Origin of the sequence: Micromonospora sp. WMMD882 (assembly GCF_027497255.1) — a bacterium.
Classification (GTDB): domain Bacteria; phylum Actinomycetota; class Actinomycetes; order Mycobacteriales; family Micromonosporaceae; genus Micromonospora.
In genome coordinates, this window is sequence record NZ_CP114903.1 from 4,913,338 (window position 1) to 4,930,355 (window position 17,018).

Sequence of the window (17,018 nt, forward strand, 5' to 3'; positions counted from 1 at the left end):
GCCGGCGATCCAGCCTGCCCTGGAAGCGGTGACATGTCTGACCTGCTCAATCCCCGCACGGCGCCCGACACGCTCCCACCCGGCGCCGACCCCGACGACACCCATCCACGAGACCAGGTCCTCCGCCGGTCCCATCTGGTCGGCACGGACCCCACCCTGACCCGCGCCGGCGGCGGGAACTTCTCCGCCAAGGGCCTGATCGGCGACCGGCCGGTGCTGTGGATGAGCTCCTGGGGCTGCGACGGCGCGGCCACCACCGAGGACGACTTCCCGGCGCTGTACCTGGACCGGCTGCTGGAGCTGCGCCACCTGCCGCCGCTGGACGACCGGACGATGCTGGACCGGATCGCCGCGGCGGCCGTCACCGGCGACCAGTTGCCACCCGGCATCGAGACGCTCACCCACGCCTTCATCCCGGCGGCGCACGTCGACCACTGCCACCCCGACGCGGTCATCGCCCTGACCTGCGTCCCCGACGGCCGGGAACGGGCCGCCGCCGAGTTCGGCGACGAGGCGGTCTGGTTCGACTACCGGCAGTTCGACATGGGCGTGGCGCAGGAGCTGGCCGACCGGATCGCGGCGCGACCCCGCTGCCGTTTCGTCCTGCTGGCCAACCACGGCATCTTCACCTGGGCCGACACCAGCGAGCAGTGCCACCGCAACTCGCTGGAGGCGGTGGCCCGGGCCAACCGGGCGCTGGCCGCCGCCCGCCACGACCGCCGCGCCGACCTCGGCGGCCCGGCCGTCACCCCGGCCACCCCGGAACAGGCCGACGAGCTGCTCGCCGAGCTGCTGCCCACCCTCCGGGGCACGCTGCGCGACGACGGGCAGGGCCTCGTCCTGCACACCGACACCGGCCCCGACGCCGTCCGGTTCGTCTCCTCGCGGCGCGGGCCGCAGCTCAGCCAGGCCGGCCCCGGCTGCCCGGACTCGCTGGTGACGGTCGGGTACCGTCCGCTCGCGCTGACCCCGGACGAGCTGACCCCCGACGGGGCGCGCGCGGCGGTGGAACGGTTCCGCCACCGGTACGCGGAGACGTTCGACAGGTACGCCGACGCCGAAGCCCGCCGGCACGGCCCCCGCCGGGACCTGCCCCGGGTGGTCCTGCTGCCCGGCGTCGGGGTGGTGGCCAGCGGCGCCGACGCCGTACAGGCGGCGATCTGCGCCGAGCACTTCGGCCAGACCCGGTCGGTGATCGAGGCCGCCGACCCGGCCGGCGGCTACGCCACCCTCACCGAACAACAGGGCATCGCCGACGAGTACTGGCCGATGATGCGGCTCAAGCCGCTGCTGCGTACCGTGCCGGGCCGGCTCGCCGACGCGGTGGTCCTGGTGGCCGGCGGGGCCGGACCGACCACCGCCCGCATCGTGGCCGACCTGGCCGCGGCCGGCGCGCACGTCCTGGTCGCCCGGTCCGGCGCCGACGAGCCCACGCCCGTCCCGGACGACCTGCCGGAGCCGCCGGGCGGCTCACCGGCCACCGGCGGGCCACCGGTGGTCGCCGACGAGCTGCCGGCGATCGCCCACGAGTCACCGGTGGACGGCACCGGGGGCCGGGTCGTGGCGCTGGACGCGCCCGCGTCCGAGCCCCGGCGGGTGGTCACCGAGGCCGTCCGCCGGCTCGGCGGCTTCGACGTCGTCGTCGACCGCACCCGGGACGCCGAGCTCCTCGCCGCCGCCACCCCGGTCTTCGCCCGACAGCGGCGGCGCGGCCTGGTCTGCCTGGTGGGCGAGGCCCCCACCGACGTCTTCCCGGTGGGGGAGGCCCCCACCGACGTGTTCCCGGTCGGGACGCCCACCGACCCGTACGACGACGCGCACACCGACGTGCTCGTCGAGGACGACCCCACCCTGGTCGCCGAGCGGATCATCGCGACTCGGCAGCCGCTCCCCGCCGACCCGGCAGCTAAGGAGACCGCATCATGACCGGACACCCGTACGAGTCGTGGTCCGGAGCGCGCGAGACGCTACCGACCGGGCACGTCCTGCTGGCCTCGTGTTTCGACGCCCACCACACCATCGGCGGCGGCCTGTTCGCGGTCGGCGACGGGGTGGAGGCGGTCGACCACGTCTCCAGCACGGGCATGTGCACAGACGGCTCGCTGCTGTACCGCTGCCTGTGGAGCGCCGACGGCAGCCCCGCCGAGCTGATCGCCTACGACACCGCGGGCGTGCGCCGCTACCAGCGGCTCGACGACGTCTCCACCCCGCACGACATCCTCTGCGTCAACGGGCAGGTGCTGGTCGTCGCCACCACCCAGAACGAGGTGCAGTCCATCGGGCGCGACGGCGAGGTCGTGTGGCGCTGGCGGGCGCCCGGCGAACCGGACAGTTGGCACCTGAACAGCCTGGCGAAGTACGGCGACCGGATCGTGGTGTCCGGCTTCGGGCCGTTCCTGCGCCGGCGCGGCTGGGACGAGAACGGCAAGCCGCCCACCGGCCGGGTGGTCGCCCTGGACACCGGCGAGCCGCTGCTGACCGGCTTCCGCGCGCCGCACCACCCGTACTTCGACGACGGCGTCTGGCTGGTCTGCGACTCGGCCGCCGGGGAGCTCGTCGAGCTGCCCGACGCGACCCGCCGGCCCTCCCGCCGGTTGCCGCTGCCGGGCTGGCCGCGCGGCTTCGCCCGCACCGACGACCACATCTTCGTCGGCCTCAGCCCGCACCGGTACGCGGCGTCGTCGGTGGAGAGCGCCGCGGTCGCCGTCGTGGACCGGGCCCAGTGGCGGGTGCTCGGCGTGATCGAGCTGCCGGCCCGGGAGATCTACTCGCTGGCGATCGTCCCGCAGGAGCTGGCCGACGGCGCCCGGCACGGCTTCCAGGCCAACCACACCCGCACCCACGAGCAGGGCCAGCGGCAGCTCTTCGACCAGCTCGGCAAGCAGCCCCGGCAGCTCTGGGCGGTCGGCGACCGGCTCTCCGAGGAGGAGTGCCGGGTCACCATCACCCCGGAGGAGCCGATCTACGAGGAGATCGAGGCGAACAGCCTGCTCACCGTCGCCTGCCGGGTGCAGAACGTCGGCACCGGCCTGCTCACCCCGGCCCCGCCGATGCCGGTCCGCCCCGTCTACCGGTGGTACGACGCCGACGGTGAGCCGGTCTCCACCCAGGCCATCAGGTCCGCGCTGCCGCGTTCGCTGCCGCCGGAGTCGGCCGCCCGGGTGCTCGTCCGGGCCCGGGTGCCGGAGCGGCCGGGCCGCTACCGGCTGCGGATCACCCTCGCCCAGGACGACGGCCCGGTCTTCGACGACCTGCACGCCGACAGCGCCACCGACATCGACTTCGACGTGGTCGCCCAGGGCGCGCGGGACGAAGCCCTCGTCGAGTTCGGCCTGTACCCGTCGGAGGTGCGCGCGGCCCGGTCCGCCACCACCGTCGAGGACTTCCTCCGTCACCTGCTGCGCCACCAGGACGGCACGCCGCGCGGCCTGACCGTGGGCCTGATCTCCGACCGGGGGGTCGACGCGTTCGGGGCGGCGGTCGCCGACGTCCTCGGCTGCTCGCCGGACTCCATCCGGTACGCCGTCGACCAGGCGCTCGCCGACGTGCGGGACGTGCTGCTCACCGGCGCGGAGGCGATCGCGCTGGTCATGCACCGGCTCGGTGTCGCCCTCGCGTTCACCTACGCCGGCACGTCCGAGCTGGCGCTGTGCGACGCGACGGCCCGGCTCGGCATGCTCCGCAACGGTCGCGGCGACCGGGAGAGCGTCTTCGAGGCGGCCGGCGCGAGCCTGATGCGTCCCGGGCACGGGTCCGCGATCGTGCACGCCGCGCGGGGCCTGACCAACGCGCTCGGCGCGGTCGGCGCGGCCCGCCGCAACGAGGTCGGCACGCTGGTCGTGGTGGGCATGCCGTCCACCGGCTCGGCCCCGTTCCTGCCCCCGCACGGCGAGCCCCGCCTGATCGACGCGTGCGGCGAGTTCGCCAAGGCGTCGTTCGAGCTGGGGGCGGTGCCGCCGGAGGACCGGCCGGCCGAGCGGGCCGCCAGCGTCGCCGTGCTCGTCGACGCGCTGCGCCAGGCCGACCTGGCGGTACGGCAGGCCCCGTTCGGCCCGGTGCTGCTCGGGGTGCCGCAGGACGTGGCGGAGAGCTACTGGGTGCCGCTGGAGCAGTTGCGCAACCTGCCGGCCGACCCGTACCGGCCGGTGGACCAGCGCGGGGTGCGCGCCGCGACCGCCCTGCTGTCCTCGGCCGCCCGGCCGGTGGCGCTGGTCGACGACTACGCGCTCCGGCACCCGGGCGTACGGGAGGCGCTGGCCGCGTTCAGCCGGGCGACCGGCAGCGCGGTGCTCCAGGTCAAGTACCGGCGCGGCCCGATGCTCTTCGAGCGGATCAACGAGACCGAGGTGCCCGGCTTCGTCGGCTGGTACGACCCGAACGACCCGGCGCACCGGGCCGTCATGCAGTCCACCGACCTGATCGTCACGGTCGAGGACCGCAACATGTACCCCCGGGTCATCGGCGAGCTGCCCGCCGGTCCGAAGATCGCCCTGACGTCCAAGCCGGCGGCGGTCCGCAAGAACGGCTACCTCGGTGACGACGGCGTCCTCGTCGACGGGGACGTGGTGGGCGCGCTGCACGCGCTCGCCGCCGCCCTCGGTGACCGCGACGGCGCGCCGCGCTGGTACGCCGACCTGGTCCGGGAGCCCTCCCCGCCGCGTCACCGGGTGCCGGAGGCCGCCCTGGCCGTCCGGCAGGGGCTGGCCCGGGCGCTGCGCGAGGTCGCCGACGGGCGGGACAAGCCGGTGACCCTGGTGGACGACAGCCAGATGTTCGGTGGCCTGCTGGCGGAGGTCTACGACCTGCTCCCGGCCGGTGTGCGGATCTTCGCCGACCACGGCGGCTTCGTCGGCGGCGGCACCGCCACCGCGAACGGCCTGGCCGTCGGCGAGCCCGGCACGCACGTCGTCTGCACCGTCGGCGACCAGGGCCTGACCAACGGCATCCAGGGTCTGGTGGCGGCCGTGCAGGAGAACGCGCCGGTCACCTTCGTGGTCTGCAACAACGGCGGCAGCGTGTCGCTGCGCAAGCAGTCGCGCGGCCAGACGCTGCTGGACGGCGGTTTCCACCACTACCTCGACAACGCGGCCGGGATGCGCTACGCCGAGACCGCCCAGGTGCTCGGCCTGCACAGCCGCCGGGTCGACCTGTCGAACTGGCTGGACCGCGACCACGCGGCCGGCCGGGTCGTCGACTTCCAGCAGGCGCTGGCCGCCGCGCTGGAGCACGCCGGGCCGTCGCTGATCGAGCTGGTGCTCCCCGCCGACCCGGAGTTCTGGACCGGCGTGTGGATCACCGAGGGCTTCGAGCCGCTGACCAGGGTCGAGTCGAAGGTGGGGGACGCCGCCGATGCGTGAGGTGACCGTTGGCACCGCCGACCTCGCGGCGTACCAGCAGGTTCTCGGCCCCGAGCGCAGCGCCACGCTGCGCTCGGGCGCCGGGCGCCTCGCCGCGCTGCTGGCCGGACGGACCGTGTGGAACGTGAACTCGACGGCCGCCGGGGGCGGCGTCGCGGAGCTGCTGCACTCGCTGGTGCCGCTGGCCCGGGCCCTCGGGGTGCCGGTGCGCTGGCTGGTGATCGACGGCGACGCCGAGTTCTTCGCGATCACCAAGCGGCTGTGCACGCTGGTGTACGGCTCACCGGGCGACGGCGGGCCGACCGGCGAGGCGGAACGCGAGCACTACCGCAAGGTGACCGAGGCCAACGCCGCGGACCTGGCCGGCTTCGTACGGCCCGGCGACGTGGTGATCGTGCACGAGGCGCAGCCGGCCGGGCTGGTGCCGGCCGCCGCGCGGCTCGGCGCGAAGGTCGTCTACCGGTCGCACACCGGCTGCGACACGCCCAACGAGCACACCGCGCGCGGCTGGGCGTTCATCCGCCCGTACGTGGAGCAGGCCGACGCGACGGTGTTCCTGATCCCGCCGCACGTGCAGCCGTGGGCGCCGGCCCCGCAGGTGGTCGCCCCGTCGATCGACCCGTGCCTGCCGAAGAACGTGGCGCTCAGCCAGGACGAGGCGGTCGAGGTGCTGCGGGCGGTGGGCGCGCTGGCCGGCGGGGCCGCCGACGGCGGGCCGGTCACCGTGTCGCCCGGCGGCGGCCCGTCGATCGAGCTGCGCCGCCCGGTCATCGCGGTCCGCGAGGGCGACCCGCCGCCGGCCGACGCCCCGATGGTGGTGCAGGTGTCCCGCTGGGACCGGCTGAAGGACATGGCGGGGGTGCTCCGCTCGTTCGTCGCGGCCGACGTGCCCGGCAGCTACCTCACCCTGGCCGGCTCGGACGTCACCGGCGTCTCCGACGACCCGGAGGCGGAGGAGATGTTCGTCGAGTGCCGCCGCGAGTGGGAGCGGTTGCCGACGGAGCTGCGGGCCCGCATCCAACTGCTCTGCCTGCCGATGGCCGACCCCCGGGAGAACGCCCTGGTGGTCAACGCGCTGCAACAGCACGCCACGGTGGTCGTGCAGAAGAGCGTCGCCGAGGGGTTCGGGCTGACCGCCACCGAGGCGATGTGGAAGTCCCGTCCGCTGCTGGCCAACGCCGTCGGCGGGCTGCGCACCCAGGTGGTGCCGGACGAGTCGGGCCTGCTGCTCGACCCGACCCGGCCGGACGGGGCGGCCGGCGGCATCGCCCGGGTGCTCGCCGATCCCGCGCTGGCCGACCGGCTGGGCGCGGGCGCGCGCCGCCGGGTGCACGAGAACTACCTGCCCGACCGGCACCTGCTCCAGTGGGGTGACCTGATCGAGACGCTGGTGAAGGAGGACGATCCCGATGCGTCAGCTCGGTAAGAACGGCCCGACCACCTCCGACGTCGGACTCGGCTGCATGGGCATGTCGCAGTTCTACGGCCCGGGGGACGACGCCGAGTCGATCCGCACCATCCACCGGGCCCTCGACCTGGGCGTCAACCTGCTGGACACCGCGGACATGTACGGCCCGTACACCAACGAGGAGCTGATCGGGCGGGCCCTGCGCGGTCGCCGCGACGAGGCGGTCGTGGCCACCAAGTTCGGCAACGTCAAGGACGAGACGGGCCGGGTGGTGCGGGTCGACGGCACCCCCGGGTACGTGCGGCGGGCCTGCGAGGGGTCGCTGCGCCGTCTCGGCGTGGACGTCATCGACATCTACTGCCAGCACCGGGTGGACCGGAACACCCCCGTCGAGGAGACCTGGGGCGCGCTGGCCGAGCTGGTCCAGGAGGGCAAGGTGCGCTACCTGGCCGTGTCGGAGGCGTCCGAGGAGACCGTACGGCGGGCCCACGCGGTGCACCCGGTGACCGCCGTCCAGACGGAGTTCTCCCTGGTCAGCCGGGACCCGCAGCGGGGCCTGCTGAACACGCTGCGGGAGCTGGGCATCGGTTTCGTCGCGTACGCGCCGCTGGGGCGGGGGCTGCTGTCCGGCACCATCGGCGCGGACACCCGCTTCCCGGACGACGACTTCCGCAGCACCCTGCCCCGGTTCGGCGGCGACAACCTGCGGCTGAACGTCGACCTGGTGGACCAGGTCCGCGACCTCGCCGAGCGGCGGGGCGTCACGGTGCCGCAGCTCGCCCTGGCCTGGGTGCTGGCGCAGGGCCCGGACATCGTGCCGATCCCGGGCACCAAGACCGTCGCCCGGCTGGAGCAGAACGTGGCCGCCGTGGACCTGCGGCTCACCGCCGACGAGCTGGCGCTGCTGGACCGGATCGCGCCGGTCGGCGCGGCGGCCGGCGACAGGTACCCGGACATGTCGGGCGTGGACATCTGACGGCGAGCACGGGAGGACGGGTCATGGACAACGAGCACTGGTGGCGCAGCGCCGTCATCTACCAGATCTACCCGCGCAGCTTCGCCGACTCCGACGGCGACGGCCTCGGCGACCTGCGCGGCATCGTCGAGCACCTGGACCACCTCAACGGCGCGCCCGGCTCGCTGGGCGTCGACGCCGTCTGGCTGTCGCCGTTCTACCCGTCCCCACAGGCCGACTTCGGGTACGACATCAGCGACTACCAGGCGGTCGACCCCGCGTACGGCACCCTCGCCGACTTCGCGAAGCTGGCCGACGAGGTGCACCAGCGGGGCATGCGTCTCCTCGTCGACCTGGTCATGAACCACACCTCCGACCGGCACCCGTGGTTCCTGGCGTCCCGGTCCAGCCGGGACGACCCGAAACGGGACTGGTACATCTGGGCCGACGGCCGTGACGGCGGGCCGCCCAACAACTGGCTCAGCTCGTTCGAGCGGTGCGGCCCGGCCTGGACCCTCGACCCGGCCACCGGCCAGTACTACCTGCACAGCTTCACCCCGCAGCAACCCGACCTGAACCTGCGCAACCCGCAGGTGCGGGCCGCCATCCGGGACGTCTGGGAGTTCTGGCTGGGACAGGGGGCCGACGGGTTCCGCATCGACGTCGCGCACCGGCTGATCAAGGACAGCGGGCTGCGGGACAATCCGGCGCCGCTGGCCACGTACCGGCGGTACTTCAGCCACCCGGAGCTGCGCCAGCTCAACATGGACCAGCCGGAGACCCACGAGGTGCTGCGGGAGCTGCGGACCGTCCTGGACGAGCACGGCGGCGGGCTGCTGCTGGGCGAGGTGCCGATCAGCGACGACAGCCGCCTCGCGGAGTACTTCGGCGCGGACGGCATGCACACCGCGTTCCACATCGCGTTCTGGGAGCAGCCGTGGGACGCCGAGGCGTTCCGCCGTACCGTCGACGGGTTGTCCGCGGTGGCCCGCGCGGACGCGCTGCCCACCTACGCGCTGGCCACCCACGACATCCCCCGGACGGTCAGCCGGTACGGGCCGGAACAGGCCCGGGTGGCGGCGCTGATGCAGTTCACCCTGCGCGGCCTGCCGTGCGTCTACTACGGCGAGGAGATCGGCATGGCCGACTCGCCGCCACCGCAGGCGCTGGACGTGGACGGCCGGGACGGCCAACGCGTGCCGATGCAGTGGGAGCCGACCGGGGCCGGTTTCACCACCGGCACGCCGTGGCTGCCGTTCGGGCGGGACATCGCCACCGCCAACGTGCGGGCGCAGGACGCCGACCCGGGCTCGTCGCTGAACCTCTACCGCCGGCTGATCCGGTACCGGCACGAGTCCGACGCGTTGCGTTTCGGCGGATACGAGTCTTTACGCTCCCCAAAGGACACCTTCGTGTACCGTCGCTGGACGGGTACCGAGGAGCTGCTCGTCGCGTTGAACTTCGCCGACCGGCCGATCGTGGTGGGGCTCGGCGACGGCGAGGCGGTGCTGGAGCTGTCCACCGACGCCGGGCGGGTCGCCGGCCCGGTGCGGCTGGCCACGGTGCCGCTCGGCGCGCTGGAGGGAGTGCTGCTCCGTGTCGTCTGAGCTGGTCAACTGGGCCGGCAACCTGACCTTCCGGGCCCGCCGGGTGCACCGGCCGACCACCCTGGACGAGCTGCGCGCGGTGGTCGCCGGCGCCCCGCGCGTCCGGGCCCTGGGCACCCGGCACTCGTTCAGCGACGTCGCCGACACCACCGCGGACCTGGTCTCCCTGGCGGCCATGCCGCCGGTGGTCGACGTCGACGCCGCCGCCCGGACGGTCACCGTGGCCGCCGGGGCGCGCTACGCCGAGCTGGCCCGGGAGCTCGACGCCGCCGGGTTCGCGCTGCCCAACCTGGCCTCGCTGCCGCACATCTCGGTCGGCGGGGCCTGCGCGACCGGCACCCACGGCTCGGGGGTACGCAACACCGTCCTGCCCGGGTCCGTCCGGCGGCTGGAGCTGGTCACCGCCGACGGCGACCTGCGTACGGTCGAACGCGGCGACCCGGACTTCCCCGGCCTGCCGGTGAGCCTCGGCGCGGTCGGCGTCTTCACCACGCTGACCCTGGACGTGGAGCCCACGTACGACGTCCACCAGACCGTCTACCTGGGCCTGCCGATGCGCGCCGCGCTGGACCACTTCCCGGAGCTGGTCGCCACCGCCTACAGCGTGTGCCTGTTCACCGACTGGTCCACCCCGACGTTCGACCAGGTGTGGGTGATCGCCCGCACCGACGAGCCGGCCCCGAAGGCCCCGGGCGAGGCGTGGTTCACCGCCCAACCGGCCACCCGGGACGTACACCCGGTGATCACGAACTCGGCGGCGGCCTGCACCACCCAGCGGGGCGTGCCGGGGCGCTGGCACACCCGGCTGTCCCACTTCCGCCCGGAGCACACGCCGAGCTCCGGGGCGGAGTTGCAGTCCGAGTACGCCCTGCCGGCCCGGCACGCGGTGGCCGCCCTGGACGCGCTCACCGGGATCGCCGCCGAGATCCGTTCGGTGCTCCAGATCTGCGAGGTCCGCACGGTCGCCGCCGACGACCTGTGGCTCAGCCCCGCGTACGGCCACGACACGGTCACCATCCACTTCACCTGGATCCCCGACGAGGCCCCGGTGCGCGCGGTGATCCGGCTGGTCGAGCGGCTTCTGGCCCCGTTCGGCGCGCGCCCGCACTGGGCGAAACTCACCGAGGCGGCGCCGGCGGAGATCACCTCGCGGTATCCCCGCTTCGCCGACTTCCGCGCGCTCGTTCACCGGTACGACCCCGCCGGCAAGTTCGGCAACCCGTTCACCGAGCGATACCTGGGAGAGGGCAGCGCATGAGCAAGGCGTTCGCCACGGGCCCGCACGAGGGCGCCGCCGACGACGCGGACCGACGGGCCCAACTGGCCCGGATCCGGCTGGCGACGACACTGTTCTTCGGCATCGGCGGGTTCCTGTTCGCCGGCTGGTCGGTGCGGATCCCGGCGATCAAGGAGCAGGTCCAGGCGTCCCCCGGCTCGTTGGGGCTGGCCCTGCTCGGCATCTCCGGCGCGGCGGTGCTGACCATGCTGGTGACCGGCGCGATGTGCCGGCGCTGGGGCAGCCGACAGGTCACCGTCGCCTCGGCGGTGCTGCTGTCGCTGGCCGTCGTGCCGCCCACGCTGACCCACTCGCCGCTGACCCTCGGCCTGACCCTGCTGATCTTCGGGGTCGGGTACGGCGCGATCGACGTGGCGGTGAACAGCGTCGCGGTGGACCTCATCGAGGCGATCGACCGGCCGATCATGTCGGGGCTGCACGCGGCGAACAGCGTCGGCAGTCTGGTCGGCGCGGGCCTGGGCGCGGTCCTGGCGATCCGGCTCGCGCCGCTGCCGCACATGCTGGTGGCGATGCCGCTGGGCCTGCTGGCCACCGCGTGGGCCGCCCGGCTGCTGATGTCCGCCCCGCTGGCCCGGGCGTCCCGCCCGAAGCCGGCCGGGCCGACCCACGGCGGCGGAGGCGGCCGGCACCTCGGGATGGTCGTGGCGCTCGCCTCGGTGGTGGCCCTGTGCGCCGCGTACAGCCAGGGCGCGATGGACAACTGGGTTCCCCTGCACATCGAGACCGACCTGGACGGCAACTCGGCCGCCGCCGCGGCCGGCTACGCCACCGTCGCCGGGACGCTCACCCTCGGCCGGATCGTCGGGGTGCGCCTGCTGGAGCGGTTCGGGCACGTCCTCGTGGTGGTCGGCGGCGGGATCGTCGCGGCCGGCGGGGCGCTGCTGATGGCCCTGTCACCGACGCTGTGGCTGGTCTTCGTCGGCCTGGTGATCACCGGGTTGGGGCTGGCGAACATCTTCCCCACCGCGCTGGCCCTGGCCGGTCAGCGTGGCGGACCGAACGGCATCGCCGTCGCCTCGACCCTCGGGTACGGCGGCATCCTGCTCGCCCCGCCGACGATCGGCTTCCTGGCCGAGAGCTTCGGCCTGGCCCGGGCGCTGACCATCATCGCCGCGATGCTGGTCGTCGCCGCCGCACTCAGTGTCCTGGTCCGGCACGAGTTCCGCCGCGACAGCGAGCCGGCGGCGCAGCCGGCCACCCCGGTAGCCGAGACCGCCAGCAGCACGTGACGACGGGAGGACGACCATGGACGCCGTACCGGTGACCGACCTGCTGACCGAAGGGCTGATCGCCAACCTCGACGCGGTCGTGGAGATCCGCGAGTCGACCGGCGACCCGCACTCCGGCCCGGGTGGCCGCGCCTACCGGGTCGCCCTGGCCGGCGGCCTGACGTTCGAGGTGCTGCCGGAACGCGGGCTCGACCTGGGCTCGCTGTGGTACCGGGGGTACCCGGTGGCCTGGCGTTCCCCGCTGCCCGCCGCCGGCCCGGCCGCCACCCCCGACGGGCCCGGCTGGAACGGCCACTTCACCGGGGGCATGCTGGCCACCTGCGGCCTGGACAACATCGGCCGGGCCCGGGACGGCCACAGCCAGCACGGCGCCCACCACAACACCCGGGCCGTGGACGTCGCCGTGCGTCGCCTCGCGCCGGCCGGGGTGCTGGTCAGCGGCACCGTCGCGTCGGCGGCCGTGTTCGGCCGGCAGGTCCACCTGCGCCGGGAGATCGAGTCCCACGCGGACCGGCCCAGCCTGACCGTCCGGGACACCATCCGCAACGAGGGCCTCACCACCGAGCCGGTCAGCCTGCTCTACCACCTGAACTTCGGCGCGCCGTTCCTCGCGCCGGGCGCCCGGGTGACGACGACCGGCGCCCGGCACACCCCCCGCGACGACGACGGGACGGACTGGCGGACCTTCCCCAAGCCGGTGGACACCGTCGGCGAGACGGTGTGGGAGCACACCGGGTACGCCACCGGGCCGGCCAGCGCCACGGTGTGGTCACCGGCCCTGCGGGCGTACGCCGAGGTGAGCTGGGACGGCGACGTCCTGCCCCGGTGCTTCCAGTGGATCTACCCGTCCCGGCGCGGCTGGGCGTTGGCCGTCGAGCCGGCCAACGCCCCGATGTTCGGCCCGGACCGCGCCGGGCCGCACGCGGGCGCGCCGCTGCTGGCCCCCGGCGACACCGTCGAGACCGGCTTCACCCTCACCGTCCGGGAAGGTACGCCCTAGCGCCCGCCTCCGGTGGCGCGTCCGCCCCGCGTCCCGCACGCTGTGCCGTACCGGTCCCGGTCGGGCTTATTCGATGGCCGGGCCGCGGGCCGCCACCTACCGTCTGGTGATGCGCCACCCCTGCTGACGGTGACCTTCGACGCGTCCGATCCGGCCCGGCTAGCGGAGTTCTGGGCCGGCATGCTCGGTCGGGAGGTCGTCGACGAGGCCGGCGGCGTGTTCCTGCCGGGCGACGACACCCAGCTCAGCCTCCGGTTCGTCCCGGTCGACGCGGCGGAGCGACGGTCGAGCCGCAGCCTGCACCTGCACCTGCACCTGCACCTGCACCTGCACCTGACCAGCGTCGACGCCGCCGACCAGCAGCGCCTGACGGCGACGGCGCGCAGACTCGGCGGTGACCACCTCGACGTCGGGCAGCTCCCCGAGGAGGGGCACGTCGTCCTCGCCGACCCCGAGGGCAACGAGTTCTGCGTGATCGAGCCGGGCAACAACTTCCTCGCCGGGTGCGGCCTGCTTGGCGAGATCGCCTGCGACGGCAGCCGCGAGGTGGGCCTGTTCTGGAGCGCGGCGCTGGGCTGGCCGCTGGTCTGGGACCAGGACGAGGAGACCGCCGTCCAGTCGCCGTACGGCGGCACCAAGGTCGCCTGGGGCGGCCCACCGGTGGCCCCGAAAGCGGGCCGGAACCCGCAGCGCTTCGACCTCGCCCCGGCCGGCGTTGACCTGTCGACCGAGGTCAGCCGCCTGGTCACCCTCGGGGCCACCCGGCTCGGCGAGGCGGACGGCGTCGTCACGCTCGCCGACCCCGACGGCAACGAGTTCCGGGTACGAGGAAGCTGAGCGCTGCTCGCGGTTTTTTGGCCATACATCCTGACCATCCGGTTTCGGGGCGCTTGTCATCGTGGCGTCCTGGTGGCGGTGGACGTGGTGGTCGTGGGGATGGTCGCGGTGGGGATGGTCGCGGTGGGGCGGGTCGCGGTGGGGCGGGGCTTGTGTGGGGGTGACAGTGCGCCTCGTAGCCTTTGGAGTTGCCCCAGATCTGGGGCAGACCACGGGCGCTGGTCAGACAGGTCTCCATCACGCGGTCTCCCGTGTCGCCCAACGAACACACTGTGTCCGCTCCTGACCTGCGTTCCTCATTCGGCGCAGGCCGTGGCGCAGGGCTGCGGACCGGACCGCTGGGCCGTGGGCAGGACCGAGACTAGATGCCTTGTTTGCGCGATTCATCCCGGTCGTTGTGGCGTCCGATCCCGCCCCGAGCCCGCTGCCCCACATCCGGGGCAGCTCTAAAGGGCCGTCTCTACTTACTGCTCCCCCGGTTGGCCCGAGCCGGGTCGGTCACTGGCCACCTGAGCCGGGTTGGCCCGAGCCGGGTTGGCCACCTGAGCCGGGTTGGCCCGAGCCGGGTTGGCAACCTGAGCCGGGTTGGCCCGAGCAGGGGCGGGTGGCCACGCGGGGCCGGCGTGCCGGAGGGGGAGCCGCGCCGGAGGGAGCGTCGGCAGGGGGGCGCGGCTGCGGCACCGACGTGTCCGGCGTACGACCTGTGTCCGGGCGGGCGACGTCGTGTCCAGGCTCGGGGGCTGCGGCCAGGCGGGTGATCAGGCCAGGTCGGCGGCCAGCTCGGTGACCAGGGTCGCGGCGGCCTGGGCGGGCGGAGCGAGGGCGGCGACGTCGTCGGCGAGCCGCCGGGCCGCGACCCGGTACGCGGGGTCGTCGTGGACGGCCGCGACGGCATCGGCCAGGTCGCCCTCGCCAAGGCGGTGCCAGTCGACCCGGCGACCGCAGCCGATCCGCTCGACCCGGTCGGCGTTGAAGTCCTGGTCCACGTTGTAGGGCAGCACGACGATGGGCAGCGCGTGGGTGAAGGCGGTGGTCAGCGAGCCGAACCCGCCGTGGCAGATCATCATGGTGCACTCGGCGGCGAGCGCGGCCAGGTCGGTGAAGCCGACCACCTCGACGTGGTCGGGGGCGGTCGCGGCGACCTCCTCGTGCCGGTCACCGGCCGCCAGCACGCAGGGCACGGGCAGCCGGGCCAGATCGTCCATGATCCGGGCGAGCAGGTTCTCGGAGGTCAGCAGCGTGCCCATGGTGACCAGGGCGCGGGGGCGTACGGCCGGCGCGTCGGCCGGGCGGCGGACCCGGTCGACCAGCCGCAGCGTGGTGAGCGCGTCGGGCACCGGCTCGAACACCTCCGGGGCGGTCTGCACGTACCGCCGCCGGCTCAGCGCGTCCAGGTCCGCGACGCGGTCGGGCAGGCCCAGCGCGGCCCGGATCGGCAGCAGGCGCGCGCCGCCGTCGGCGAGCAGTCGATCCCCGGTACGGAGGAACCCGACGCCCACGGTGCTGGTGGGCACCCCGGCCCGTTCCGCCGCGAAGGTGACCCCGAACTCGGCCGGCTCACGGACCAGCAGGTCCGGCCGGAGGTCGGCCAGCACGTCGCCGGCCGCCCAGGCGTTCGCCCGGGTGGTGTCCAGCGCGAAGGTGTAGTCGCCGTCGCGGACGGTCGGGCTCTCCCCGACGGCGAACGGCCGGGGCGTCACGTCGGCCGCCAGCCATGGCTCACCCACCGGACGGAACCGGAAGCCGGCCCGCCGGACGAACGGCCCGAACGCCGGGCTGGACACCACGGTCACCTCGTGGCCGGCGGCCAGCAGCGCGCGCAGCAGCGGCGCGGTGGGCAGGAAATGGCCGGGGGCCGGCTGGCTGGCACAGACGATCCGCACGAAACACCTTCCATCGGAACAGGACGGTCGCGGTGGATGATAGTCACTCGGGTAAATGTCCGGCCGAGCAATTCAGGAGATGCCGCCCGACGGTTCGGCCACAAGGATCCACTGTGACCGGCCTCCCGACCTTGGACGCACCGCCGGTCGACCCACGTCGTGAGCGAAGGGCCGTCGCCATGTCCCATTCCGCCGTACGCCAGTACTCCGTACCTCCCTCGACCGGCGGCAGCAAACTGCCGTCCCTGACCGGGCTCCGGTTCGTCGCCGCGCTCCTGGTGTTCCTCTACCACACCTCGCAGTTCATGTCCCCGGTGCCGCCGCACCTGCCGGTGACACCGTTCGCCGACCCCGGGTGGAGTCAGGCCTGGGCGAAGGTCCTCGGCGCCGGCGGATTCGTCGGCGTCTCGTTCTTCTTCGTGCTGAGCGGATTCGTGCTCACCTGGTCCACCCGGCCCGGTGACGGCGCCTGGTCCTTCCTCCGGCGGCGGCTCCTCAAGATCTACCCGATGCACGTGGTGACCTGGGCCGTGGCGATGGTGCTGTTCGCGGCGGCATTCACCCCGGTCTCCTCCTGGCTGCCGAATCTGCTGCTGCTGCACTCGTTCTCATCGAATCCGGCAGTCTCCATCAGCGTCAATCCGCCGAGCTGGTCGCTCTCCTGCGAGCTGCTGTTCTACGTGCTGTTCCCGCTGCTCATCGTTCCGCTGCGGCGGATCTCCGACAGTCGGCTGTGGGCGGCGGCGACCGCCGTGGTGCTCGGCGCGGTGGGCGTCGTCCTGATCACGCTGTACGTGGTGCCGGACCTGCCGAAGGGCCCGTTCATCCCCGACCTGTCGATGCAGCAGTTCTGGTTCGGGTACTTCTTCCCGCCGGCCCGGCTGTTCGAGTTCGCCCTCGGCATGGTGCTCGCCCGGATCGTCATGGCCGGCCGGTGGCCCCGGTTCGGCATGCTGCCCGCCGCCGTGCTCGCCGTGGCCAGCTACGCGCTCGCCCTGTACGTGCCCACCGCGTTCGCGTTCAGCCTGGTCACGCTGGTGCCGCTGGGGCTGCTGATCGCCGCCACCGCGCAGGCCGACCTGACCGGCCGGCGCACCCCGTTCGGTGGTCGCACGATGCGGTGGCTCGGGGACATCTCGTTCGGGTTCTACATGGCGCAGGGCATCGTGCTCTACCACGGCCGGCTCCTGTTCGGCGACAGCGCCCAGTACGACACCCCGGTGGCGATCGCCGTGCTGCTCGCGTTCACCGCGGCGAACCTGCTGGCCGGCTGGCTGCTGTTCGTCGCCGTGGAACGCCCGGTGATGCGGAAGTGGGGTCGACGCCGCAGCCGTACCACCGACGGCGGTGACCGTCCGGCCACGGTCGCCCCGGCCCCCGTACCCGGAAATCCCGCCCCTCAGCTCTGAGCCCGACCCCGGTGGGGGCGGTCGCCGACGCGACCG

General features: G+C 74.0%; 11 protein-coding genes. 10 read left to right on the forward strand and 1 reads right to left on the reverse strand.

Annotated features, from left to right (window positions below; all coding sequences use genetic code 11):
• Positions 1–33: 33 nt before the first annotated feature.
• The 9 genes from O7606_RS21040 to O7606_RS21080 all read left to right on the forward strand — a co-directional run bounded on the left by O7606_RS21040 (position 34) and on the right by O7606_RS21080 (position 13,690).
• Complete coding sequence (locus tag O7606_RS21040; RefSeq protein WP_281595742.1) at positions 34–1,926, forward strand: class II aldolase/adducin family protein; 1,893 nt, start codon at positions 34–36, stop codon at positions 1,924–1,926.
• Positions 1,923–5,357 (forward strand): DUF4915 domain-containing protein, encoded by a 3,435-nt coding sequence (locus O7606_RS21045; protein WP_281595743.1) that lies wholly within the window; start codon positions 1,923–1,925, stop codon positions 5,355–5,357. Before O7606_RS21040 ends, O7606_RS21045 begins: the two co-directional genes overlap by 4 nt.
• On the forward strand, positions 5,350–6,783 hold the full coding sequence (locus O7606_RS21050) for a glycosyltransferase (protein ID WP_281595744.1): 1,434 nt from the start codon (positions 5,350–5,352) through the stop codon (positions 6,781–6,783). The genes O7606_RS21045 and O7606_RS21050 overlap by 8 nt, the downstream gene beginning before the upstream one ends.
• Positions 6,767–7,741 carry an aldo/keto reductase gene (locus tag O7606_RS21055; RefSeq protein ID WP_281595745.1) on the forward strand — a complete coding sequence of 325 codons (975 nt, stop codon included), beginning with the start codon at positions 6,767–6,769 and terminating at the stop codon, positions 7,739–7,741. The genes O7606_RS21050 and O7606_RS21055 overlap by 17 nt, the downstream gene beginning before the upstream one ends.
• 23 nt (positions 7,742–7,764) lie before the next feature.
• The gene (locus O7606_RS21060) at positions 7,765–9,327 is read left to right on the forward strand and encodes an alpha-amylase family glycosyl hydrolase (protein WP_281595746.1); all 1,563 of its coding nucleotides are present in this window, start codon (positions 7,765–7,767) and stop codon (positions 9,325–9,327) included.
• Complete coding sequence (locus tag O7606_RS21065; protein WP_281595747.1) at positions 9,317–10,585, forward strand: D-arabinono-1,4-lactone oxidase; 1,269 nt, start codon at positions 9,317–9,319, stop codon at positions 10,583–10,585. Before O7606_RS21060 ends, O7606_RS21065 begins: the two co-directional genes overlap by 11 nt.
• On the forward strand, positions 10,582–11,853 hold the full coding sequence (locus O7606_RS21070) for an MFS transporter (protein ID WP_281595748.1): 1,272 nt from the start codon (positions 10,582–10,584) through the stop codon (positions 11,851–11,853). The genes O7606_RS21065 and O7606_RS21070 overlap by 4 nt, the downstream gene beginning before the upstream one ends.
• 16 nt (positions 11,854–11,869) lie before the next feature.
• Complete coding sequence (locus O7606_RS21075) at positions 11,870–12,853, forward strand: DUF4432 family protein (RefSeq protein ID WP_281595749.1); 984 nt, start codon at positions 11,870–11,872, stop codon at positions 12,851–12,853.
• A 129-nt stretch (positions 12,854–12,982) separates the two neighbouring features.
• A complete protein-coding gene (locus O7606_RS21080) occupies positions 12,983–13,690 on the forward strand; it encodes a VOC family protein (RefSeq protein ID WP_281595750.1) in 708 nt (235 codons plus the stop codon).
• A 758-nt stretch (positions 13,691–14,448) separates the two neighbouring features.
• On the opposite strand, the gene O7606_RS21085 is transcribed toward O7606_RS21080, so the two are convergent.
• Complete coding sequence (locus O7606_RS21085; protein WP_281595751.1) at positions 14,449–15,573, reverse strand: glycosyltransferase; 1,125 nt, start codon at positions 15,571–15,573, stop codon at positions 14,449–14,451.
• Positions 15,574–15,752: 179 nt separating this feature from the next.
• On the opposite strand from O7606_RS21085, the gene O7606_RS21090 reads away from it, so the two are divergent.
• Complete coding sequence (locus tag O7606_RS21090; RefSeq protein WP_281595752.1) at positions 15,753–16,982, forward strand: acyltransferase; 1,230 nt, start codon at positions 15,753–15,755, stop codon at positions 16,980–16,982.
• Positions 16,983–17,018 lie beyond the last annotated feature (36 nt).